Origin of the sequence: Rhodococcus pseudokoreensis, assembly GCF_017068395.1 — a bacterium.
Classification (GTDB): Bacteria; Actinomycetota; Actinomycetes; order Mycobacteriales; family Mycobacteriaceae; genus Rhodococcus_F; species Rhodococcus_F pseudokoreensis.
In genome coordinates this window covers 3,186,913-3,210,569 of the sequence record NZ_CP070619.1, presented here as the reverse complement: position 1 = coordinate 3,210,569, position 23,657 = coordinate 3,186,913, and the positions used below count along the sequence as shown (strand labels likewise).

The window sequence follows — 23,657 nt, the reverse complement described above, 5'->3', positions numbered from 1 at the left end:
GACCGGCGACGTCACGACGGACTCGCTGCCACCAGCGCGGCGAGACTGGTCAAGCCTGCCTGGTACATGCCGCTCACTGCTTGGGCCAGCTCGGCACCTTGCGCGTCGTCGACGGCTGCGAACTGCGCGGACCACACGATCCTCGATCCGCCGTCGGCCGTGGAGTGCACCGCGAACCGTGAGGACATCGCATCGAGTACGAGCGGGCCGTCCACGTAGTCGTAGGTGTAGTAGCGTTCCGCGTCATCGTGCTCGGTGATTCGTTCCCGCGCCTGTCCGGCTCCGGTGAGTTCGACGTGGCGCACATCGCCGTCCATCCATGACTTCCCTACGGCGGGAGACCACTCGGCGATCGAGGCGGGGGCGCCACACAGCTTCCAGATGTCCCCGGCGGGCGCAGGGGAAAGGGTGGTCTCCTCGACAGTCATCGGGACACTCATAGGTTCCTTGCCTTTCGTGAGGTGTGGTGGGTGTCATCGGCCGCCGAATCGTGGCGCCTCTCGCCGGGTCGAAGTGGGTCTGGCGCCGGCACCGCTTGACGTTTAATATGGCAAATATAATTATAATTTCGTTGCCTGGCAAGGGCACGGCGACGGTGCTTCCCGTACATGTGGTTGCGCCGAGGCACTTCAGCACCGAAAGGGATGGGATCAATGGACCTCCAGCTTCGCGGAAAGGTCGCGATCGTGACGGGCGCAAGCCGTGGACTAGGTTGGGCGGCGGCCGAAGCCCTGATACAGGAAGGCGCGTCCGTCCTGTTGGTTGCACGTACGCGGGAGGCGCTGGAAGACCTGCACGGTCGTTACCCTGACCGCACCGCGGTGCAGACCTGCGACATGCGCGACATGGATGCGGTGGCGGCTCTCGCCGACACTGCGGTCGAGGTGTTCGGTCGCCTCGACATCGTCGTCAACAACGCCGGTATCGCCCCGGCCGGGCGTTTCGACGAGCAGCCTCAGAAGCTGTGGGACGAGGTCTTCGACGTCAACGTGCGCGCGCCCGCAGTGTTGACCCGTGCGGCGGCACAGCACCTGCTCCCGCAGGGGTCCGGCAAGATCATCAACATCGCGAGCACGTCCGGGCTCAAGGGAAAGCCGACGTTGGTGGCGTACTCGTCGTCCAAGGGCGCGCTCGTGCAATTCACCAAAGCGCTCGCAGGCGAGTGGGCAAAGAAAGGCATCCAGGTCAACGCCATCGCCCCCGGTGCTTTCACCACGGACGCGCAGAGTGCTGTCACCGACTCGCCGGACGTGCTCGCGAAGCGACTGAGGAAGATCCCTGCCGGCCGTATGGGCGACCCCGCGGAGTTCGGTCCGCTGGTGGCATACCTGGCGTCCCCATTGTCCGATTTCGTTACCGGTTCGGTCGCCGTCATCGACGGCGGCGAGGTCAGCCGGCTCTGAGAGGTTTCCCCATGATCATCGACGCACATACGCACATGTGGCCGGACGCGGTCGCCAAACGCGCCCTCGCCGGATCGGTACCGGATCTCGAACGTCGCGGTGACGGCACCGCGAGCGGCCTCAAGGAATCCATGGCCGCAGCCGGGATCGACCGCTCGGTCTGCTTGGCCGTCGCGAACGACGGCGCGGCCGTGGACAAAGCCAACAAGTTCTCCGGATCACTCGATCCCGACTACTTCATCGGAGTCGGGTCCGTTCATCCCGAGCTGTCGGCGGAAGAGAACGTCGAGAGCCTTCGCCGGCACGGTCTGAAGGGAGTGAAAATCCACCCCTTCTTCCAGAAGTACGCTCTCGACGACCCGCGCATGGACCGACTGTTCGACGCCATGCAAGGGGAGTTCGCAGTCATCATTCACATCGGTTCCATCTCCACTGCCAGTTCGGAAGGTGTCTGTAGCCCATCGATGCTGGCAGAACTGATCCGCAAATTCCCCAGGCTCGACGTCATCGCCTGCCACTTCGGCGGCTACCGTCAGTTCCAGGCGGCGGTCGACACGGTCGTCGGACTGCCGGTCTACCTGGACACCTCGTGGCCGCCGAGCCTTGCCGAGCTCAACCCCGCCGACGTACGGAAGGCGATCGAGGCGCATGGTCCCGAGCGGATCATCTTCGCCTCGGACTGGCCGATGGCGGATCAGGGGCGGGAGATCCAGGCCGTGCGTGAGCTGGGTCTACCCGACAGCGACGTCGACAACATCCTCGGGCTCAATTTGGCGCGGTTGTTGAAAATTTCATCCTGATCGGCACCAAGGCCGAATCGCGATCTTCGGTCCGGGACACGACTCGTGTCTCGGACCGAAGCCGTCTGGCAGAGCGGCAAATCGACTTCCAGTCGGTTCCTTAGGAGTGGTGCTGTCCAGCCGCGGGGTGCGAAAGCACGTTCCCCGCTGAGGATTCCAATATTTGTTTCCTTCGAAATGCGCTCCGACCTTGCGCAGATAACATGATTATGGTTACGTTATTTCAGTACGTGTTGTGCGTCACAGAACGAACCGTCCGAGCACGACTCACAAGAGTCTGCCGGTCCTGATTTGGAGGTTATGGTGACAACCGCCACCGGTTTCGATCCGCTCGACTACCTGGTTCAGCAGAACCCTTACCCCTTCTACAAGGAACTTCGCCAGAACGCGCCGGTGCAGTATCTCGAGTCGGTCGGCGCGTGGGGAATCTTCCGGTACGCCGATGTGGAGAGCACCTTCAAGCATCCGGAAACATTCTCCGCCAAGGATTTCACCACGAGCGCATTCGGTGAGTTCGATCCCGTCCCCGAGGTGAAGTCCATCATCGCCACGGACCCGCCGGAGCATTCACGCATCCGCCGCCTGGCCAACGCCGGCTTCCGGCCGGGTGCCATCAAGTCCATGGAGCCGAAGGTCGATGCCGTGGTCAACAGGTTGCTCGACAACCTGGAGAACAAGCGTTCGGAATTCGATCTGGTGTCGGATTTCGCCGCCTACGTCCCGGTCAACGTCACCGCGGACCTGCTCGGCGTCGAGGACCCGGACGTGCGGGAGGACTTCAAGCGCTGGACGATGGATCTGTTGAAGTCGCCCAGCCGCGGAGTTCTTCCCCAGGACGAGCTCGACCAGATCAGCAAGAGCGTCGCCGAACTCCGTGCCTACTTCACCGAGCAGATCGAATACCGTCGAACCCATCCAGGGACCGATCTGGTCTCGGATCTTGTTCGCGCCGAGGAAGAAAGCCAGACCCTCACCGCCACCGAAATCTTGAGTCTGGTCGCGTTGATGCAGTTCGGCGGCTCCGAGACGCCGTCCCACCTGATCAGCTCGACGATCTACAACCTGTTCACGCACCCGGACATCCTGGCCGAGGTGCGGCGCGATCCGACCCGGGCTCTGGCAGCCGTCCAGGAGACGCTGCGTCAGAACTCGCCCGTGCAGATGGTCTTCCAGACCTCCACGCGCGACGTCGAGGTCGCCGGCGTCACGATCCCGGCGGAATCCATGGTGTTCGCGTACCTCGCGTCGGCCAACCACGACGACACGGTGTTCGACGAGCCGGAGCGGTTCATCCTCGACCGGCCCAACCTCAACAAGCATCTGTCCTTCGCCACCGGCGCGCACCACTGCATCGGTGCACCGCTCGGCCGCATGATGTGCGCGAAGGCCGTCAGCGGACTGCTGACACGCTTCCCCGATCTGCAGCCGCTGGAGTCGGATCCCGAGTGGATGCCGTCCTACTGGGTGCGGGGTCTGGCCCGGTACCGGTTCACTGCCTGAATGTCGACGGTTGCCGCAACAAACACCATACGAAGGAAGGATTCCCATGCGCGCTGCTCGACTGCCGTCCACCGGCTCTGATCTCGTCGTCGAGGAGATCCCGGACCCCACGCCGGGGCCGGGGCAGGTCGTGGTGAAAATCGCGGCGTCCGGTGTGTGCCACTCGGACGTCACTATCCAGAACGCCGGACCCGGAATGCCCTCCGTGCCGTATTTTCCATGGACACTCGGGCACGAAAATACCGGATACGTGCATGCGCTCGGCGACGGCGTGACCGACTTCGAGGTGGGGGATGCCGTAGCGGTATGGCCGGGGTGGGGTGATGGCACCTGCCGCGTGTGCAGGGCCGGTCATGAGCACATCTGCCCGAACGTCAGCTATGTCGGCGTGACCCAGCCGGGAGGGTGGGCGGACTACCTACTCGTTCCTGCCGCCCGGCACCTCGTTCCGCTCGGAGACCTGGACCCCGTGGAGGCGGCGCCGTTGACCGACGCCGGACTGACCGCCTACGGGGCGGTCTCCAAGGTCCTGGACAGACTGATCGAATCCGATCGAAGCGTGGCCGTGATCGGGGCCGGGGGACTGGGTCAGTTCGCGATCAAATACTTGTCGGCTCTCACGTCGGCACGGATTGTCGCTGTGGACATCGACGCAGGCAAACGCGAACACGCTCTCACGATCGGGGCTTCCATGGCGGTGGATTCCACATCCGACGATGCTGTCGGCCAGCTGTTGAACGTGTCCGGTGACGGCCTCGGTGTCGACGCGGTCATCGACTTCGTCGGAGTGGACAGCACGCTCGCCCTCGCTGCCGGCGTCACCGCGCCCTGCGGTGCGATCGTCCTGGTCGGAATCGGCGGCGGCACTCTGCCCTTCGGCTACACGAACCCGAACCAGCAAGTGCAGGTGGGTACGAGCTCGCTCGGGTCGCGTGCCGACTTGGCTTCGGTCATCAGCCTGTGGAAGGAACACGGAATCAACGCCGACGCCACGCGCTACAGTCTCGACGACGTCAACCAGGCGCTTCAGGATCTTGCCGAACACAAGATCGCGGAACGCGGGGTCCTCGTCATGTGAGCCTTCCGGCGAGGCATCTGCTCCTCGTCACCGGCGGCCCTGGTTCGATCTCGCGCAGAGATCGAACCAGGGCCGTTTCGATTCCCATTCGAGATGTGTGGAGAAATCACAAAGCGATCCGGGCCGGTTGTCACCGGCCCGGATCGCATGTGCCCGAATGTTCCTGCTGGGTCAGACGTAGAGCGCCACTTCTTCACCCTCGATGTCGATGTTGTAGACGCGGGCGCGCAGTTTGAGCTTTGGGGCGATGACCGACTTGCCGTCGGACAGGTTGAATTCGTAACCGTGCCAAGGACACCGCACGACCTCACCGTCACGTCCCCATTCGTAGACGTCGGGTGCACTTTCGAGCATCATGCCGGTGGGAGGGAGTGTGCACAGCGAGGCGCCCTTGTGGGGGCATGCGTTGCGCATCGCGTGGAAGGCGCCGCCGACGTTGAAGACGGCGATCTCCACGCCGTCGATGTCGACGACGCGGCGGGTCTCGTCGGGAAATTCGTCCAGTTTGCCGATCACGTGGCGTGTCATTGTGGTGCTCCAGTTGTGCGATGAGACCGTTTCCGTCGGAGGGAACGGTGGGGGTGGTGGGTCAGATCCGTTCGATCAATGTGGCGGTGCCGAGGCCTCCGCCGCAGCACATCGTGACGAGGCCGAAGCGGGTGTCGGTGTTTTCCAACCGGTTGACGATCGTGGTGAGTAGCCGGGCCCCGGTGGTGCCCAACGGGTGCCCGATCGCGATGGCACCGCCCCAGGAGTTGACGCGGTCCATGTCGGGCTGGAATTCGCGCTGCCAGGCGAGCACGACGGAGGCGAACGCCTCGTTGATCTCGATGGCGTCGATGTCGCGGATGCTCAGGTTGTTACGTTCGAGGATACGTGTGGTCGCAGGGATGGGGCCGGTCAGCATATCGACCGGGTCGACCCCGAGAACTACCTGGTCCACCACGCGTGCGCGCGGCCGGAGTCCGTTTTCCTGCGCGAACCGGGCGCTGGTGAGCAGGACGGCGGCGGCTCCGTCGGAGATCTGAGACGAGTTGCCGGCGGTTACTTTTCCGTCGTCCGCGAAGACCGGTTTCAGGGCTGCCAGCGACTCCGCTGTCGCCTCCGGCCGGATGCCCTGGTCGGCGTCGACCTTGGTGCCGTCGACCTCGATCGGATGGATCTCCCGGGCCAGGTGTCCGTCCCGGACAGCCGCGGCGGCGCGTTGATGGGACCGGGCGGAAAACTCGTCCATTTCGGCGCGACTGATCTGATAGCGATCGGCCAGCCGCTCGGCGGCTATGCCTTGCGACACCAACGGGTAACGTGACGTCAGTTCCTCGGTGAACGCTTGTCCCCACTGCTCCTGCGAACCGTGGTGGACGCGGAAACCGTTGCGGCCCATGTGCTCGATCCCGGCGGCGATCACGGCACGATCGATGCCGGCCGTGATGGAGGACGCCGCGAAGTGGGCTGCTTGCTGGCTGGAGCCGCACCGGATGTCCACCGTCGTTGCGCCCGTCGTGGCCGGAAGGCCTTTCTGCAACCAGGCGGTGCGGGCAATTCCGGAGGACTGTTGCGCGATCTGGTTGGCGCATCCGGTGATGACGTTGTCTACGGTGGCCGGATCGATGCCCGCTCGTTGCAGGACACCTTCGTAGCACTGTCCGAGCAGGTCGGCGGGGTGCACGTCCCGGAGAACGCCCTTCTCGGCGTGCCCGCGGCCGACCGGTGACCGGACCGCGTCGATGATGACGGCCTGATGCGCGGTGTCGGTGCTCATCGTCGGGCTCCTTCCGGGGTCGTCGCTGCCTGGGCGGCTCCGTCGGCGAGGACGTTGTTCACGAGCGTCTTGGAAATGCCGAGGCGGAGGATTTCCGAGGAGCCCTCGTAGATCCGCATGGGGCGGGCCTGGCGGTAGAGTCGCTCGAGCTTGGAGTCGCGAACGAGCCCGAAGCGGCCGGAGATCTGCACGGCGCGGTCGGTGATGCGGCCGGCTGTCTCACTGGCGACCAGTTTCGCCATGGAGCTGAAGTGCAGAGATGCCGCCGGGTCTGCCCGCGCCATGTCGGCGGCCTTGTAGGTCAGGAGGCGGGCCGCTTCGAGTTCGGCCCAGGACGCGCCGAGCATGTCGGCGACTGCCCCGAGCTTGGCGAGCGGGCGCCCGAACTGCACTCGTGTCCCCGCGTGCCGGGCCGCCTCGTCCAGCGCCGACTGAGCGAGGCCGATCGATGCTCCCGCGACCGAGACGCGGAACACCGCCAGGGTGGCGAGCACGTGCTCGAGACCTTTGCCGATTTCGCCGATGCGGTTGTCCTCGTTCACCTCGACGTCGTCGAACGTGAGCTCGGCCAGGATATGGGGAGCAATGATCTCCGGGGTGGGTGTGATCGTCAGGCCCGATGCGTCCGCCGGGACGAGGAACAGGCTCAGGCCCTGGTCCTCCCGGGCCAGCACGCAGTAGAAGCCGGCCGCGCCGCCGTTGGAGATGAAGGACTTGTTGCCGTTCAGCACCAGGCGTTCACCGTCCCGGTGAACCTCGGTGACGATGTTCTTCAAATCCGAGCCGGCGTCCTGCTCCGTCAGCCCGAGTCCGGCGAGGACCTCGCCGGACGCGACCTTGGGCAGCCACTCGTCGCGGAGCTTGTCGCTACCGGCCCGAGCCAGTCCGAAGCTGCCGATACCCTGCAGCGCGAAGAGCGAGTCCAGGTGCGCCGAGGTACCCATCAGAACCTCCCGCACGACGCACACCGCAAGCGGGTCGACGGTCTCGAACCGCCCTCCCCACCTGGCCGGCACAGTCAGGTCGTACAGGCTGCTGGCAGTCAGCACCTTCCGCATGCCCTCGTGCACAGTGCTCATCGCGTCGGCCTCGACGGCGAATGGTTCGGCCGCGGCCGCGACCGCGGCCGCTTCGTCGCGAATAGCGAGGTACTTCTGATCCAGTTCAAAGGCCATTAGTTTTCCTTGTCCAGCCGGGCATTGTCGACTCCGAATCCGGGACGTTCAGAGCCCACTGATTGCCGTGCAACGATTTTCACAGGTCCAACTTGAGGAATTTGCTCTTGGCGCGTGAGACGCAGATCATCATGCACTCGCCGCTCTCGCGCTCACTTTCGGTGAGCACCACGTCGTGATGCTCCGGAGTGCCCTCGAGCACCATCACTTCGCAGGTTCCGCAGGTGCCTTCCTCACACGAGGCATCCACCTCGACACCGGCTTCGGTCAACACCTCGAGGATGCTCTTGTCGGACGGTACCGTCAGCGTCATCCCCGATTGGGCCAGTTCGACCTCGATTGGACTGGCATCCGCCAGGTCCGGCAGATCGGCGCGGAACCGTTCCACGTGTAGCGCATCCACAGGCCAGGTCGATTCGCAGTGGTTCTCGATCGCGGCCAGCAGCGGCTCGGGACCGCAACAGTAGACCGCGGCCCCGGGCCCGGGGTCGGCCAGTTCGGTTGCCAGGTCCAGCAGCCCGTGGGTGTCCTGCGGGTGGAGGCGGACCTTGTCGCCGAAGCGCGCCAGTTCGTTCTGGAAGGCCATCGATTCGAGTGAGCGCCCGCCGTACAGGAGCGTCCAGGGGGTGCCGGATGCCTCCGCAGCACCGATCATGGGCAGCATCGGGGTGATGCCGATGCCGCCGGCCACGAACTTGTATTCGGTCGCGGCCTCGATCGGGAAGTTGTTGCGCGGGCCCCGGCACTGCATCTTCGCTCCCGTGGACAGTTCCTCGTGGATATAGGAGGATCCTCCCCGGCTGTTCGGTTCACGCAGCACCGCAACGGTCCAGGTCTGACGATCGGCCGGATCTCCGCACAGTGAGTACTGCCGGGACAGCCCGTTGTCGAGGTTCATCTCGACGTGTGCGCCTGGAGCCCACGAGGGCAGCAGCGCACCATCATTCGCCCGAAGTTCCAACGCCACGATGTCCGGCGTCAGCATCCGTCGGTTGTGCACGACGAGGTCGAGATCGACTTCGTCGTCGTTTGCAGTCAGCAGCAGATTCATGACCGTGGGATCCCAATCAGTTGATGCGGTCACCGTAAAACTCCCGTGGATTGTCGAACATGATCCGGCGCTGGAGTTCCTCCGGCAGGCCGGCGAGGGCGTTGGTGGGGTCGTTGTAGTTCCAGTGCGGGTAGTCGGAGCTGAACATGAGCACCTTCTCCGCGTTGATCATGTCCATCAGCGAGGTCAGGTGCTCGCGCTTGGGCGGTTCGACGAACGGCTGTGTGGTGAACCGCATGTTCTCGTTGAGGTAGTCGCTCGGGTGCCGCTTGACCCAGGGGATCTCGTCGCGCAGCCCGTGCCAGTCGGCGTCGAGCTTCCAGGCGAGCTCCGCGATCCACGCGATTCCGCCTTCCGCGATGACCACCTTCAGCTCCGGGAAGCGTTCGAAGACACCGTGGCACAGCAGGCTCGCGGTGTTCGCCTGATGAATCTGGCCGAGCAGGGCGTGCCATTCGATGTAGTACGTCGGAGTGCCTGCCATCCTGGGGGCGCGCGCGTAGACGTTCTCGGTGCCACTGGGGTGCACACAGATGGGGAGCCCGTGGCGCTGCGCGGCCTCGTAGATCGGGTAGTAATGCTTCTCGCCCATGAGGATTTCGTGCAGCGGCATGAAGATCTCGACGATTCCGGGGCGATCGGCCATCCGGTCGATCTCCTTGACGGCGAGCTCGGGATCCTGGGGGGCGATGACGAGGCCGCCGCGGTACCGCTGGTCGAACTGGAGCCACCGCTCGCACATCCAGTCGTTGTACGCCGACGCGATGGTGGCTGCGACCTGCGGGTCGGGCATGGCGCCCAGTCCGAGCAGGTGTCCGGCCAGCAGAATCGCGCGGTCGATGCCGGCTCCGTCGAGTAGCTGCGCGGCGGTGAAGGCAGGATCGGTTGCCGGGGACATGCCGGGGCGGGCGGTGTCGGCGCGCATCCCCCCGGAGGAGTTGATGTACAGGTAGTCCAACGGCAGGTGGAACTGAGATGCAACGGTGTGGCCGCCGCCCAATCCGCTGCCGATGCGCTTCTGCCACGCCGTGCTCATGTAGGGCACGAGAGTCGCGAGCCCGTTCTCCATGTAGGGATGGACGTCTGAGTCGATGATCGCCAACGATTGCTTCTTTTCGGTGGTCTGAGCTTCTGCATACGCGGTGGTCATGGGCACATTCCTTGGTTGACGGTGCGGGATTAAATAGGATTATGTTATCTACCTTACAGACCGCCCTTGGGGTTGTCGAGATCTGAGTCACAGGCTCGCCGTCCGGCCACACGGCGTCGTCATTGACTTCTAAAACATATCTATGTTAGATACGTTATAGTGTTATTCCGATCACAGGGATGCACTTCATCTCACGCGAATCCGAGAGGTTCTGATGACAACAATCGCGACCACCGACGAGCTCGACGTCACCATTCCCGAACTCGACAAGGTGTTCATCGCCGGTGAGTGGGTCACACCCACTGGCGCCGGCACCATCGACGTGGTCATGCCCTCGACCGAACGGGTCGTGGCCACGGTTCCCTCGCCCACCACGGCGGACGCGGACGCCGCCGTCGCGGCGGCGCGGGCGGCGTTCGATCAGGGTCCCTGGCCGAGCATGCCCGTCGAGGAGCGGGCACGAATCTGCCGCAGCTTCGCCGACGAGCTCGAAGCCCGGTTGGACGCGCTGAATCATGCCTGGATGATCGAGTCCGGATACACCCGCGCGCACGGCGAGATGATCAATTCGGGTGCCGGCAGTGCGATCTGGGGTCATGCGATCGACATCGCGCCTACCCTTCCGTGGGAAGAGATCCGCACCAACGCCACCAGTGAGGTGCTGGTCCAGCATCAACCGATCGGAACGGTCCTGGCGATCCTGACCTACAACGGACCGGTGCCGCTGATGGGCATGAAAGTAATCCCGGCACTGCTCGCCGGGTGTCCCGTGATCGTGAAATTCGCTCCCGAATCGCAGCTGACTTCCCGCCTGATCATGGATGCCGCCAAGGCGGCCGGGTTCCCGGCCGGAGTCATCAGCGGTCTCGCTGCGGAGCTCGAGACCAGCAAGCATCTCGTGCAGCACCCGGGAATCGACATGGTCCACATGACCGGGGGCACTGCAGTGGCCAAGGAAGTGGTCGAGCAGACCTCGCAACGCCTGGCCCGAACCGCCCTCGAACTCGGCGGGAAGTCGCCGGCCATCATTGCCGACGACGTCGACATCGACGAGGTGCTGGCGACCCTCGTCCCCGGCGCCACCGGCGGCTGTGGGCAGGTGTGCGTTGCGCTGTCGCGAATTCTTGTCTCCCGCAAGCGTTACGACGAAGTCGTTGCCAAGCTCGCCGCGGCGTTCGATGCCATCAAGGTCGGCGATCCCTTCGACCCGGACACCGATCTGGGTCCGCTGGCCAACAAACGTTCCGTCGAACGGACCGAACGGATGCTGGCCAAGGCGCTCGAAGAGGGCGCGGTGGTTGCGGCCGGCGGCAAGCGGCCGGACGGTCTCGAACGCGGCTACTACTTCGCGCCGACTCTGCTGCGCGACGTCACCAGCGACATGGAGATCGCCCAGGAAGAGGTCTTCGGCCCGATCACCGTCGTGATCGCCTACGACGACCTCGATGATGCGGTTCGGATCGCGAACGACACCAAATTCGGTCTCGCCGCGTCGGTCTATGCGCAGAACCGGGACACGGCACTCGAAATCGCGAAGCGTATCCGGTCGGGTGGAGTGGCGCTCAATCTCGCGGGTTGCTCGCTCACCGAGCCCTTCGGCGGCGTCAAGCAGTCCGGGTGGGGTCGCGAATGCGGTGCCGAGGGGATCCTCGAGTTCACCGAATTCAAGCAGATCCTGCTCAGTGGGGCCTACTCGGGATAGTGCCGCACGGCCAATGTGGTGGGGAAGTGTCGGTGGACGCTTCCCCACCACTTGGTGTGCCGTGGGGTCGAAGGAAAGTCAGAGGCCGTACATTTCCCACGTTACGACTTGCCGCATGACATTCGGGTACTTCTTCTCGAAGTACGCCGCAGACTCGGACATGTGGCGGCGCATGGCCTCCGCCGCCGCATCGGGCTGACCCACCTCGACTGTTCGGCAGATCAGTTCGTGCACCGCGAGCACCGAGCGGCGAGCATTTCTGGTGTACTGCACGCCCAGTGGCGCGCCGTCGAGAACCCAGTCGAGGGAGTTGGAGATGTACGTGATCAACGGATTGCCGGCGCCGGTGGCGACGAGGATGTGAAACCGGTGATTCTCGTGCAGGAAGGTGGCTTCGTCGTCGATGTCGGCCCGCATGTTGGCCACCGACTCCTGTAGGGCGAGGACCGTCTGCTCGTTCCGGTGTGCCGCGCACAGCGATGCGGCGATGGGCTCGATGTATCCCCGCAACTCGATGACGGAACGAAACGTGGTCTCCGAGAACTGCATCAACAACGCCATGGTGCTTGCGAGATGACGTGAATTGGGTGCAGCGACGACCGGTCCGCCACCCCGTCCGGGACGGATTTCGATCACTCCGAGAAGCTCGAGGATTCGCAGCCCTTCCCGCAGGGTGCTCCGGCCGACACTGTGGGAGGCGCACATGTCGGCTTCCGTGGCCAGCGGATCACCGGGACGAAGCCCGCGGGTCCGAATGTCCTTGGCGATCCGCTGGGCGATCACCTCCGAGCGTTTCGGCGGCATCCGCGGCTCGTAGGCCTGCGGTGTCATGTCGTTCAGGGTGATGCCATTGCCATTCGTTTCCAGCATCCGATGCTCCTTGGGCCTGGTGCCGCTGGTGTAAGTGTGGAGACGGGAGTGTCGAGTGCGGTCAGCAACCGGTCCAGACGGGTTGCCGCTTCTCGGCGAAAGCCGTCGCGCCTTCACGTGCGTCGGCGGAGTGGCGAACCGGGTCGACAATGGCTTCTTGACGCTCGAACGCCTCGTCGATGGCCCAGTTGCCGGACTCGATGATCACCTTCTTCGACGCCTGGACGGCCAGGGGGCCGTTGCCGCTGATCTCCTCCGCGAGGGCGAGTGCAGCATCGAGGGCACGACCGGACGCTGCGGTTCTGTTGATCAGGCCGTGTTCGGCGCACCACGCGGCGGTCAGCCGTCTGCCGGTCAGGACCGCTTCCATTGCCAGGTGATACGGGATGCGCGAGGGCAGTCGCAACAGCCCACCGCCGGCGGCGGTAAGTCCACGCTGCACCTCGGGGAGACCGAACACAGAATCCTCGGCCGCCACGATCAGGTCGCACGACAACGCGATCTCGAATCCACCGCCCACGGCAGCACCCTCGACAGCGGCGATGATCGGCGTGGTCGGCGGCATGCGGACCAGGCCGAAAGGGCCACGCTTCTCGTCGACCGGGCGTTCGCCCGTCGCGCGGAAGGCTTTCAGGTCCATTCCCGCAGAAAAATGACCACCCGCGCCGGTCAGCACGATCACTCGGCAATTCGGATCGTCGTCGAGCGTGTCGAGGGTGCTGCTGATCGCCCGGGCGGTGGCCAGATCGACGGCGTTGCGGGCTTCCGGCCGGTTGATCGTCAGCACAGCCACCCCATTTGCCAGGCGATCGACCGTCAACGATTTCACGGCTTCGGTGGTGCTCATCGCGGCGCCATCCGGATGGCACCGTCGAGTCGAATCGTTTCACCGTTGATCATCGAGTTCTCCATGATGTGGACTGCGAGTTCGCCGAATTCCGCCGGATCGCCGAGACGGCTGGGGTGCGGCACGGACTGTCCGAGCTTGTCGCGCACGTTCTCCGGTAGCCGTGCGAGCAGCGGGGTGTCGAAGATTCCGGGTGCGATCGTCGCGACCCGGATCTGGTGGGTGGCGAGGTCTCGCGCGGCGACGATCGTCATACCGACCACGCCCGCCTTGGACGAGGCGTAAGGAATCTGCCCGACCTGACCTTCCCAGGCCGCGACCGATGCGGTCATCACGATCGCGCCACGATCACCGTCGAGAGGTTCGTTGCTCACCATCCGGGCGGCACTGAGGCGGAGCACGTTATAGGAGCCGATGAGATTGGTCTGGATGACTCCCGCGTAGTTTTCGAGCGGGTTGGGCTGCCCATCCCTGTCCAAGATGCGCATCGTGTGACTGCGTCCGGCGCAGTGGACGACCGCGCGCAGGGGCCCGTGTGATTGCGCGATATCGAGCGCGGCCGACACCGAGTCCTCGTCGGTGACGTCGGCGGGCGCGAAGCTGGCGCCCCCACCGAAGCTCGCTGCCACCGCCTCACCGGCGGAGCTGGGCAGGTCCAGGAGAGTCACGTGCGCTCCCCGTTTGGCCAGTGCACGCGCACTGGCCAGGCCCAGGCCCGACGCCCCTCCCGTGACCAGCGCGGATGTTCCGTCAAGATTCACAAGATTCTCCTTCGTCTGGAAGCCCCGGTCGGCCCTGTTCGACCGAGACGCCGGCTTAATATCATTAATATAAGCATTGTTACCGCCCGCCGTCGAGGCCGCAACCGGCCCAGAGTGTTCGGCCGTTGACGTCCGACCGACGTGATGCGCCAAGGAGGTTGGTTTGGCGGGAGCTCTTCTCAAGCGACTTTAAATATGCTTATGATATCACCACATGTTGTAACAGTTGTGTGATGAATACCGAACTGGCGAGGAGAAGTGACGTGGGAGAAACCCTGCTCGAGCGGGAGAAGGACCATCCCCAGGAAGTTGTCGCGGAGCGCGACGGAAGACGGATCATCATCATGGACTCCGCCCGCTGGGTCGACGAGCGGAACACCGACCGGGACGTTGTCCTGCCGGCGTCGTATATCGGTGTGCTGCCCGCGCGCATGTGTGCGATCCACCGGCCCCGCGGCGTCATCGGGCACGACGCCTGCGTCGGGAAGGACGGGGCCGGGATCGCCGGGCTCTGGTATCTGGAGGCGCTGGGCATCCCCGCCGCCACTGCGGACGGCATGTCCGTGGAAATGGGTAACGGACGCGACCTCTACGACAACGGCCTGATTTCCCATGTGAACTACCACGCCGAAATCCTCGGCGTGTCAGTCGGAATGCCCGTTCGCGAAGCGGCCGAGCTGCTGCGCGACACCGAGCTGGCCGACACCACCGTGGGAAACAAGATCCGGCGCGAGATCGTCGAGGAGTTCGAGGGCCGCCGGACCGTCGTCACCGACTCCATCGTGTGGGCTCTGCCGGAGGACGCCCGCCGCAGCGTCATGGTGACCGCGGGCCACACGGGTCGCAGCGGCGCGAAGTTCCTACTCGAAGCCGACCCGTGGGCCTTCATCTGCCACGACGGTGGCATGTCGAAAAACGACTCCGGCATCGTCGGACTTCGGACCGCCGAGGGCGCCGGACTGGCCGGCGCATGCATCGACGGCCGCACTGCGCCGATCGGTGACGCCTTCCGCGGCTACCAGGAGGGCCTGATCAGCGCCTGTAACGGTCCGGCACGCGACCGCGGCGTCACCATCGGCATGCCCGTTGCTCGAGCCGCTCACCTCCTCCTCGTCGGTGGCGAGTGATGGATTTGCAGCTCGAGCGGCCACTGCCCACCCCGAGCGAGCTGACAGCGCCGTTCTGGGCTGCAGCGCGCGAGCATCGGCTGGTCCGCCCGGTCTGCGACGACTGCACCCGCAGCTTCTTCACACCCCAACTGATCTGCCCCCACTGCCTCGGCGAAAAATGGAGCTACCAGACCAGCACCGGCCGCGGAAGCATCTACAGCAGCACGATCGTGCACCGCCCGCCGTCTCCCGCACTGCCAGCGCCCTACGAGCTCGCCATCGTCGACATCGACGAGGGGTGGCAGTTGCTGACCAACATCGTCACCACCGAGGGCACCCCGACACCAATCGGCACCCGTGTCGAGGTCGCATGGGTCGAGATCGACGAGAACTGGACCTTTCCCGCTTTTCACGCCATTGACACAGAGGACTTGCCGCGATGAACATCGGACTCGCCTTCAGTAGAAACGCCCGCCGAAACCCGCATGCGCTCGCCACCTTCGCGGGCCCCGATTCGCGCACCTGGCAGCAGGTCGACGACCGCGCGTGCCGCCTGGCGAATCTGCTCATCGACCGGTACGGAGTCCAACGCGGCGACCGGGTCGCAGTACTGGTCGCCAACCGAGTGGAAGTCGTGGAACTCGTCGGCGGCTGCGCAAAGGCCGGAGCGGTGTACGTCGGGCTGAACTTCCGCCTCGGCGAGCCCGAATACGACGAGATCTTCGACAACTGCACTCCCAAGGTCATCCTCGCCGACGCCGACCTCGCCCCGATGGCGCGAAAACTGACCGACGGCACCGACGCGGTGGTACTCGATATCGACGATCCCACCCAATACGAGGCGCAGTTGAGCACAGCCTCTCCGGCGGCGCCCGCCACCGAGCGATTGGTGAACTCCGAGGACGAGTTCTGCATCGTGTATTCGAGCGGCACGACGGGCCGACCCAAGGGCATCCTCTTCAGCGTCGGTGCGACCCTCCAGCACGCCGCAGTGGCGGCATCCGAGTACGAGCTGTCCGAGAACACGAGGTGGCTGATCGCCATCCCGCACAACTCCAGCATGCAGATCACCCTTGCACCCTTGGCTCTCCTCGGCGGGGCTATCGGGTTCTCGGATTCCCGGGGATTCAAGCCCGAACGGCTCGTCGAAGAGGTGCGCTCGAACGCCGTGACACACACGTTCCTGGTGCCGACCATGCTGATCCGTCTCCTCGAATCCGGGATCGACCGAGACACGATTCCCAGCCTGCAGACGATCGGGTACGGATCCGCCCCCATAGCCCCCGATCGAGTCGCGGCCCTCGTCGAGCGGTTCGGCCCCATCTTCGTGCAGCTGTACGGGATGGCGGAGATCGCCTCGATCGGCACCATGCTTCGCAAGAGTGACCATGCCGCCGCCGCGGGCGGTCGTCCGGAACTCTTCACCACCTGCGGGAAAGAGTCGATGGCAGTGATGGTGCGCCTGGTCGACGAGACCGGTGCGGACGTTCCCGCGGGAGAACGCGGCGAAATCATTTTCGGCACGCCGTACACGATGATCGGCTACTACCGCGAACCAGAGCGCACCTCGGAGGCACTCATCGACGGCTGGATGCACTCCGGTGACATCGGGCAGTGGACATCCGACGGCTATCTGAAGATCGTGGGCAGGAAGAAGGATCTGATCATCCGTGGTGGGTTCAACATTGCACCCACCGAGATCGAAAACGTGCTGACCCTGCACGAGCAGGTACGCGAGGCAGCCGTCGTCGGCCTCGACGATCCCGAGTGGGGTGAGTCGATCGCCGCGGTCGTCATCGCAAGTGGGGCGCAGGCACCGTCGGTCGACGAACTCACGCAGTGGTGCCGACAGCACGGCCTCCCGAGCATCAAGGTTCCCGCACGGATCGAAGTGTGGCAGGACCTCCCACGCAACGCCGTCGGCAAGATCACCAAGGCGCAGGTGCGCGAAAGGCTGTCCTCCCCGGCGGGTGTCGTATGACCGCGCGCCACCCCTTTCACGACATCGCCGTCGTCGGCGTCGGGATGACCCAGCAGGCCCGACGACTGGAGATGAACTCACTGACCGCAAGTGTGCACGCGGCGAAGGCCGCCCTCGCGGACGCCGGGATCGACCGCACCGACGTCGACGGCATCTGCGCCCGCTGGCCCGGACCCGGCGGCACCGTCTTCCAGCCCGGATCAGCGGACTGGGCGGGACTGCTGGGAATCCCGGTGCGATGGATTGGCGACACCTACCCGCAAGGCGTGCCTGCGGTTCTCGACGCGGCCGCGGCAATCGCAACCGGGCAGTGCCACACGGTGCTGATCACCGGCGGACAGGCGGGCGTGATGAGCGCCGAAGCCGGCCGTGTCGCGTCCTACACCCGTCCGGAAAACGAGTTCGTCGAACCGTTCGGCTCATTCACCACGGCGCAGTTCGCGTTGGTCGCGCAACGGTACCTCCACGAATACCCCCATGCGAGGGACGGTATGGCCCACGTCGCCGCCGCCATCCGCAACACGGGATCGGCCAACCCCGATGCAGTGATGACCGGTCGCGGTCCCTACACCGCCGAGGACGTTCTGGCCGCGCCGAAGGTCGTCGATCCATTCACTCGGCTGGAGGTCTGCCTGGCAAACGAGGGCGCTGCCGCACTGGTCGTCACATCGATGGAGCGCGCCCGCGACCTGCCATCGACTCCGGTCCGCATCCTCGGCGGTGGCGCAGAATGGATGCGCCAGCAATACGTCGACCCGCCCCGCTACGACGACGTCTGGATGATCGGCGCGGACGCGTCGCGTCGCGCCTACGCCACCGCAGGCCTCGAACCCGAGGACCTCGACTTCGTCCAGTTGTACGACGTCAATTCCGCCGAGGTCCTCCGGCAGTACGAGGCGCTCGGATTCTGCAAACAGGGGGACGGTGGACCATTTGCCATGGACACCGGAATCGGGATCGACGGGGGACTGCCCACCTGCACCGACGGCGGCGTCCTCTCGTTCAGTCACATAGGCTGGGGCGCTCCAACATTGAAGATCATCGAAGCTGTCCGGCAAATCCGCGGGGACGGCGGCAACAGGCAGGTACCCGGAGCTCGGACCGGCCTGGTTGCCGGTGCCGGATCCGGGGCCCAGTACTACAACGTCCTCGTCCTCGGCGCAGCGGACTGACCGGGACATCACGGTCACCAGCTACGCACACCGAAGGAATCACCATGGCAGACATCGACTATGCAGTGGCCGACCACATCGCCACCATCACGCTCAACCGGCCGCAACGCAAGAACGCCTTCACATTGGAGATGATCGACACCTGGGCGAATGCGCTAATCGAGGCCGAACACGACCCCAATGTTCGCGTCGTCGTCCTGATCGGCGCTGGTGGGTCATTCTGTTCCGGAGTCGATCTCGCGGTTCTCGACACCATCGAGCCGACACCCCTGGGTGCGAAAAACCTATTGACCAGGCATGTGCACAAGGTCGCGCACGCCGCGGACGCGCTCAACAAGCCGTACCTCGCCGCAGTCTCCGGCGATGCCTTCGGTGCGGGAATGGACATGGCGCTACTCGCCGATATCCGTCTGGCCTCCGAGTCTGCCCGGTTCTCTCAGGCATACATCCGGGTGGGTCTCGTTCCCGGTGACGGGGGATGCTATTTGCTGCCCCGCATCGTCGGCACCGCCACCGCCCTGCAACTGATGTGGACGGGACGCGTTGTCGGGGCTCAGGAAGCGCTCTCGCTCGGACTGGTCAGTGCGGTGCACCCCGACGACGAGTTGGAGAAGGAGGTGCTCGAACTGGCAACCCAGATCGCGCGCCAGCCTCCCGTTGCGGTTCAGATGATCAAGCGCAGCACCAGGCTCGGTGAAAAACATGATCTCAGAACAGCACTCGACCTGATCTCCTCGCATCACGCGGTCGTCATGTCGACCGAGGATTCGCACGAAGCCCGACGCGCCATGGTCGAGAAGCGGCCGGCGCACTACGTCGGCCGCTGAAGCCGGTCTCCGCAGTACATCTGCACGAACACTCACACTGTGAATCCCGAACGAGAGGTTGGACGATGCGTGTCCGAAGCAATGATGCTCCCTCGAGCGCTCAGCGGACCGAGTCGCGAAAGAAGCGCAGAGCGCTGGTCGCGGGCTCGGTCGGAAATACCGTGGAATGGATCGACTGGGCGTTGTACAGCGCGCTGGCACCGATCTTCGCGACGCAGTTCTTCCCGCCCTCAGCGCCCGGATCGGGTTTGCTGGCAACGCTTGCCGTCTTCGCGGTCGGCTTCGTCATGCGGCCTGTCGGTGGTGCCGTGATCGGCGTCTTCACCGATCGTCACGGCCGGAAGAAGGGGCTGACACTGACCATCGTGATGATGGCCGGATGTGCGTTCGTCATCGCACTGTGCCCGACATACGACCAAATCGGTGTGGCGGCACCGATCGTGCTCCTCCTGGCCCGGCTCGTGCAGGGATTCTCGGCCGGCGGTGAGTTCGGATCCTCCTCCGCTCTGCTCGTCGAATCTGCGACGGGTATGCGACGCGCCTTCGCTGGTTCATGGCAACAAGTGTCGGCAGGGCTGGGTGTGTTGATCGCCGCCGTGCTGGCACTGATCCTCACGTCGACGCTCGATCCGGAGGTGATGTCGGCGTGGGGATGGCGGGCCGCGTTCATCGCCGGTGGACTGCTGGGTTTGGTCGGTTTGTGGCTGCGGATCGGGCTCGAGGAGACCGACAGCTTCCGGAACGCGCAAGCCGATGGACGAATCCCGCGAAACCCGATGACCGAAATGTTGCGGAAGCATCCTGGTGCGGCGTTCCGAGTGATCGGAATGGCGGCCGCCGGAGTGCTGATCTACTACATCTGGATCAACTACATGCCCGGGTATGTCAGCGCCGCACTCGGCACGATGTCATTGCAGACGGCGCTCCTGGCGAACACGATTGCGCTGGCGTACTTTCTGTGCCTCCTGCCGTTCGCGGGGATCATCGCCGACCGTGTCGGGCGCAAGCCGGTGATGTTGACGTTCGCGATCGGCTTCCTCCTGTTCGCCTACCCGGCGTTCCGGATGCTCGAGACCGGCGGCTTCTGGACTCTTCTCGCCGTCGAGATCGTAGGCGTCACCTTGTTGGCCGGTTATGCAGGACTCATTGCGACGGTGATGGCCGAACAGTTCCCCGCGGAAGTCCGCACAACAGGTATCGGGTTCCCCTACGCCATCGCAGTCGCTCTCTTCGGTGGGACGGCTCCGTACATCACGACCTGGTTGGCGACCAACGGTCTCCAAGACTGGGTGTGGCTCTATGTCGCGGCAGCGGCCCTCGGAGGAGTGGTCGTGTACGCGCGGATGCCAGAAACTCGTGATCGAGTGCTCGCCTGACCTGAATCGGGATGACGCGCTGATCGGAAAATGGTTGGCATGTCTGGGTTCTCAGGAGCAGAACCTGAGTATCAATTCTTTGACTTCCGGTGGATATCTACGGATTCGGCAGCTGCAGGCGAGGTCGTAGAGCCGCCCCATGTACTCCCTTTTGGAGATTCCGAAGGTGACCAGGATGTCTTCCGCCGGTCCGCCTCCGAATGCGGACCAGCGTCGGAAGAACTGCACCATGAGGTCGTCTTCACGGGTGTCCGTAAGATGTCCTTCGAGTGTTTCCGTCATTGTTGCCCCTACTTCCGACAGCCACGGCGACTACGGCATGAGCTGTGCGCGCCATCGGTCACCACCCTCGGACCGCTGTAGACGACCGTACGACTGTGAACTGTATGGGCGCATTGCGTTGGGAGATAGTGCGCATCCCTATTTTTCACGCCGGCGGATGAGGTGTGCGACGTCATCGTTTGCGCTCTGCCACCCACGCGGCGATCTGGGCACGTGAGGTGAAGTTCAGCTTGGTGAGGATGTGTTCCACGTGCCCCTGCGCTGTGCGGTCGGCGATGACCAGCTTGGCAGCAATGCTCCTGTTGGTGAGGCCTTCGGCGACGAGGTCGGCGACTTGCTTCTCTCGCTTGGTCAGAGTCGGTGCGTCCGAATCGGAGTCGGTCGGGCGCACTGGCATGTCGTCACCGAGGCCGAGTGCTGAAGCTTCCGCGAGGGTCATGCGGCTTCCGGCCCGGAATGCGGCGTCGAAAGTCCCTCCGCACAGCACTCCGCGAGCTTGACGTGCACATTCGTCGTGATAGATATGTAGGCCCGGAATGTGAACAGGTGCACTGCCGACGCTCTGCCAAAGTGCTTCGGCTGCACCCATGAGCTGTGCGGCGCGCTCGGCTCGGTCGTCCTTCGCTGCGATCCAAGCCAGGGCCTCGAGACACCATGCTGTACTGAGCGGATCGTCCACGACGCGGGCCGACAGCAGCCCTTGATCGAGGAGCCCCTTCGCTCGGTCGCTGTTGCCGAGGTGCCACACTTGCAGTCCCAGGACCCAGAAGGATCGGGCCCGGTAGACGGATTCTCCGAGTTCGGTACTGAAGGCGAGTGCCTCTTCGTTACTGGCGATCGCACGTGCAGTGTCGCCCAGGAGCCCGCTGGCGAGTCCAAGTCCCTGGAGGCTCACGATCCGGAGATAGGGCAGTTGATGGTCGGGTAGAAGGACGAGAGCTTCGGCCAGCGATGTCGCAGCCGAACCTATTTCGCCCGCGTAGAGCGAGTGCATTCCTTGCGCGTGGCACAGCCGTGCCTGACTGATCTCGTCGTCGTCGGCTCGATCGGTCGATACGACCGCTTCCGTCAGCAGTTGTGCTCCGGCCTCGAGGTCGCCCTGACGGTCAGCGAGCACACTCTGAGCACACAAGGCCTTCACACGGTCGGCGGGGTGGCGCCCGTCGTCGGTGGTCAACGCGAGGTCGAGCCATCGTCGCCCCTCGCTGAGCAGACCGCGCGAGAACCAGAAGGGGTAGAGCGATGCGGCAAAGTCGATCGAATCTGATTCGCTCTGTGAGATGCGGAATTGCAGTGCCTCGCGGAGGTTTGGTTGTTCGCGATCCAGCCGGGCGATCCACGTCAGCTGATGTGGGCTGATCCATTCGGACTCCGCCCGGCGTGCCAACTTCCGGTACCAGTCGCTGTGCCGATGTCGAAGCGCGGTGACGTCTTCGTTGTCGTGCAGCATTTCTCGGCCGTACTCGCGCAATGTTTCAAGCAGGCGGAAGCGGACGGTAGGACCATCCCCCTCACGAATCAGGACCGACTTGTCGACGAGGGATGCGACGGTATCCAGCACGCTCCCGGGGGCGAGCGCGTCGGAGCAGATGGCCTCGGCGGCCTCCAATTCGAAGCTTCCGGCGAACACTGACAGGTGTGACCAGAGCAGGCGCTCCTGCGAGGTGCAGAGGTCGTGGGTCCAATCGATACAGAGTCGGAGGGACTGCTGGCGGGGCGGTGCGCATCGGCGGCCTCGGGTGAGCAACTCGTAGCGGTTCACCAGTTTGTCGTGCATCTGGTCGATCGAGATCGCGCGTAGTCGGACGGCGGACAGTTCGATCGCGAGTGGCAACCCGTCGAGTTGATTGCAGATGCGAGCGATCTGCCCCCAATTGTCCTCTGTGAGTCTGAATCCGGGAACCGCGGTGGCCGCACGGTCAACGAAGAGCGTCACGGCGTCGTATCGGCTCATCGACTGCATCGACAGTGGTGTGTGCGAGTCGGGGATGCTGAGGGGTGGTATCCGCTGGACTGTTTCACCGCCGATCCGCAGGGGTTCGCGGCTGGTCGCAAGTATGTGCAGTTCGGGGCAGGACTCGAGTAAGGCCCGGGCGACGTCGGCGGCGGCCTCGACGACATGTTCGCAGTTGTCGAGCACGATCATGCACTTGCGCGACTGGAGATGTTCGATGATGCCGTGGAGTCCCTGTGCATCGGCTCGTTGGTGGATTCCGAGAGTGGAAGCCACGGTGTCGACGAGAAGGTCTGCGTCGGCGACTTCGCCGAGTTCGACCAGCCAGACGCCGTCGGCAAATGCTCGACGAGCTTCGGCGGCGATCCTGAGTGCGAGGCGTGTCTTTCCGACCCCGCCGATTCCTGCCAGGGTGACCAGCCGCGAATTTGCGAGGAGGCGCTTCGTAGTGGCCACGTCATGTCTGCGTCCGACGAAGGTCGTCAGGTCGGAGGGCAGGTTGCCTGCCGGCCGGGGGCGATGAGTGTCCGTGGACAGCTCACCCGGTGTGGTTCGAATGCAGGTTTCCATGCCATGACCAGCTTCTACGGGGTCGTCGAGGAATCGAGCGATGTACCGGCCACAATGCTCCGGTTCCCGGAGCGCGGCCAGTCCGTCAGGGGATAGAACACGGCGAGGGTTTGCTCTCCAGGAGATGACGACCCCGTCACCATGCGGACGGTAGAACGGTCACCGTCCTCACGTCGCCGGTATGCAACCCGGCGATACCCCTCGAGGGCGTCCTCGGAGAAACGGCGGAAACGAAACGTGTCATCGGTGCCCACTCGGACGTCGCGCTCGTTCGCGGTCGGAGGACG

At 64.4% G+C, this 23,657-nt stretch carries 21 protein-coding genes; 11 read left to right on the top strand and 10 right to left on the bottom strand.

What is annotated here, in order from left to right; genetic code table 11:
* Positions 1 to 11 precede the first annotated feature (11 nt).
* Entirely contained in the window at positions 12 to 428 is a 417-nt protein-coding gene (locus JWS13_RS19780; RefSeq protein WP_206007129.1) for an SRPBCC family protein, read from the bottom strand.
* Between the two features lie 225 nt (positions 429 to 653).
* Between JWS13_RS19780 and JWS13_RS19775 the strand changes: the two genes are divergently transcribed.
* The 4 genes from JWS13_RS19775 (at position 654) to JWS13_RS19760 (ending at position 4,781) form a co-directional block, all read left to right on the top strand.
* Entirely contained in the window at positions 654 to 1,403 is a 750-nt protein-coding gene (locus tag JWS13_RS19775; protein WP_206007128.1) for an SDR family NAD(P)-dependent oxidoreductase, read from the top strand.
* Positions 1,404 to 1,414: 11 nt separating this feature from the next.
* Entirely contained in the window at positions 1,415 to 2,203 is a 789-nt protein-coding gene (locus tag JWS13_RS19770) for an amidohydrolase family protein (protein ID WP_206007127.1), read from the top strand.
* Positions 2,204 to 2,506: 303 nt separating this feature from the next.
* Positions 2,507 to 3,703, top strand: a complete 1,197-nt coding sequence (locus JWS13_RS19765; protein WP_160100651.1) for a cytochrome P450 — start codon at positions 2,507 to 2,509, stop codon at positions 3,701 to 3,703.
* A 46-nt stretch (positions 3,704 to 3,749) separates the two neighbouring features.
* Entirely contained in the window at positions 3,750 to 4,781 is a 1,032-nt protein-coding gene (locus JWS13_RS19760) for an NAD(P)-dependent alcohol dehydrogenase (protein WP_206007126.1), read from the top strand.
* A gap of 171 nt (positions 4,782 to 4,952) precedes the next feature.
* Here the strand turns inward: JWS13_RS19760 and JWS13_RS19755 are convergent, their stop codons facing one another.
* The 5 genes from JWS13_RS19755 to JWS13_RS19735 all read right to left on the bottom strand — a co-directional run bounded on the left by JWS13_RS19755 (position 4,953) and on the right by JWS13_RS19735 (position 9,919).
* Positions 4,953 to 5,309 (bottom strand): Rieske (2Fe-2S) protein, encoded by a 357-nt coding sequence (locus JWS13_RS19755; RefSeq protein WP_206007125.1) that lies wholly within the window; start codon positions 5,307 to 5,309, stop codon positions 4,953 to 4,955.
* 61 nt (positions 5,310 to 5,370) lie between these two features.
* A complete protein-coding gene (locus tag JWS13_RS19750) occupies positions 5,371 to 6,543 on the bottom strand; it encodes a thiolase family protein (protein WP_206007124.1) in 1,173 nt (390 codons plus the stop codon).
* A complete protein-coding gene (locus JWS13_RS19745; RefSeq protein ID WP_206007123.1) occupies positions 6,540 to 7,718 on the bottom strand; it encodes an acyl-CoA dehydrogenase family protein in 1,179 nt (392 codons plus the stop codon). Before JWS13_RS19745 ends, JWS13_RS19750 begins: the two co-directional genes overlap by 4 nt.
* A gap of 79 nt (positions 7,719 to 7,797) precedes the next feature.
* Positions 7,798 to 8,802 (bottom strand): PDR/VanB family oxidoreductase, encoded by a 1,005-nt coding sequence (locus tag JWS13_RS19740; RefSeq protein WP_241032249.1) that lies wholly within the window; start codon positions 8,800 to 8,802, stop codon positions 7,798 to 7,800.
* The gene (locus tag JWS13_RS19735; RefSeq protein WP_206007122.1) at positions 8,786 to 9,919 is read right to left on the bottom strand and encodes an amidohydrolase family protein; all 1,134 of its coding nucleotides are present in this window, start codon (positions 9,917 to 9,919) and stop codon (positions 8,786 to 8,788) included. The genes JWS13_RS19740 and JWS13_RS19735 overlap by 17 nt, the downstream gene beginning before the upstream one ends.
* Positions 9,920 to 10,133: 214 nt before the next feature.
* On the opposite strand from JWS13_RS19735, the gene JWS13_RS19730 reads away from it, so the two are divergent.
* Positions 10,134 to 11,621 (top strand): aldehyde dehydrogenase family protein, encoded by a 1,488-nt coding sequence (locus tag JWS13_RS19730; RefSeq protein WP_206007121.1) that lies wholly within the window; start codon positions 10,134 to 10,136, stop codon positions 11,619 to 11,621.
* Positions 11,622 to 11,699: 78 nt separating this feature from the next.
* On the opposite strand, the gene JWS13_RS19725 is transcribed toward JWS13_RS19730, so the two are convergent.
* From JWS13_RS19725 to JWS13_RS19715, 3 genes are all read right to left on the bottom strand, one after another.
* The gene (locus JWS13_RS19725) at positions 11,700 to 12,491 is read right to left on the bottom strand and encodes a FadR/GntR family transcriptional regulator (protein WP_206007120.1); all 792 of its coding nucleotides are present in this window, start codon (positions 12,489 to 12,491) and stop codon (positions 11,700 to 11,702) included.
* 61 nt (positions 12,492 to 12,552) lie between these two features.
* On the bottom strand, positions 12,553 to 13,338 hold the full coding sequence (locus tag JWS13_RS19720; protein WP_206007119.1) for a crotonase/enoyl-CoA hydratase family protein: 786 nt from the start codon (positions 13,336 to 13,338) through the stop codon (positions 12,553 to 12,555).
* On the bottom strand, positions 13,335 to 14,099 hold the full coding sequence (locus tag JWS13_RS19715) for an SDR family NAD(P)-dependent oxidoreductase (protein WP_206007118.1): 765 nt from the start codon (positions 14,097 to 14,099) through the stop codon (positions 13,335 to 13,337). Before JWS13_RS19715 ends, JWS13_RS19720 begins: the two co-directional genes overlap by 4 nt.
* 263 nt (positions 14,100 to 14,362) lie before the next feature.
* Between JWS13_RS19715 and JWS13_RS19710 the strand changes: the two genes are divergently transcribed.
* The 6 genes from JWS13_RS19710 (at position 14,363) to JWS13_RS19685 (ending at position 20,564) form a co-directional block, all read left to right on the top strand.
* The gene (locus JWS13_RS19710) at positions 14,363 to 15,226 is read left to right on the top strand and encodes a hypothetical protein (protein WP_206007117.1); all 864 of its coding nucleotides are present in this window, start codon (positions 14,363 to 14,365) and stop codon (positions 15,224 to 15,226) included.
* Positions 15,226 to 15,651, top strand: coding sequence for a Zn-ribbon domain-containing OB-fold protein (locus tag JWS13_RS19705; protein ID WP_206007116.1), 426 nt, complete (start codon positions 15,226 to 15,228; stop codon positions 15,649 to 15,651). The genes JWS13_RS19710 and JWS13_RS19705 overlap by 1 nt, the downstream gene beginning before the upstream one ends.
* A complete protein-coding gene (locus JWS13_RS19700; RefSeq protein ID WP_206007115.1) occupies positions 15,648 to 17,189 on the top strand; it encodes a class I adenylate-forming enzyme family protein in 1,542 nt (513 codons plus the stop codon). Before JWS13_RS19705 ends, JWS13_RS19700 begins: the two co-directional genes overlap by 4 nt.
* On the top strand, positions 17,186 to 18,361 hold the full coding sequence (locus JWS13_RS19695; RefSeq protein ID WP_206007114.1) for a thiolase family protein: 1,176 nt from the start codon (positions 17,186 to 17,188) through the stop codon (positions 18,359 to 18,361). Before JWS13_RS19700 ends, JWS13_RS19695 begins: the two co-directional genes overlap by 4 nt.
* 44 nt (positions 18,362 to 18,405) lie before the next feature.
* Positions 18,406 to 19,188 (top strand): enoyl-CoA hydratase/isomerase family protein, encoded by a 783-nt coding sequence (locus JWS13_RS19690; protein WP_206007113.1) that lies wholly within the window; start codon positions 18,406 to 18,408, stop codon positions 19,186 to 19,188.
* 65 nt (positions 19,189 to 19,253) lie between these two features.
* Positions 19,254 to 20,564 (top strand): MFS transporter, encoded by a 1,311-nt coding sequence (locus tag JWS13_RS19685; protein WP_259375229.1) that lies wholly within the window; start codon positions 19,254 to 19,256, stop codon positions 20,562 to 20,564.
* A 454-nt stretch (positions 20,565 to 21,018) separates the two neighbouring features.
* On the opposite strand, the gene JWS13_RS19680 is transcribed toward JWS13_RS19685, so the two are convergent.
* A complete protein-coding gene (locus JWS13_RS19680) occupies positions 21,019 to 23,256 on the bottom strand; it encodes an ATP-binding protein (RefSeq protein ID WP_241032248.1) in 2,238 nt (745 codons plus the stop codon).
* Between the last annotated feature and the right edge of the window lie 401 nt (positions 23,257 to 23,657).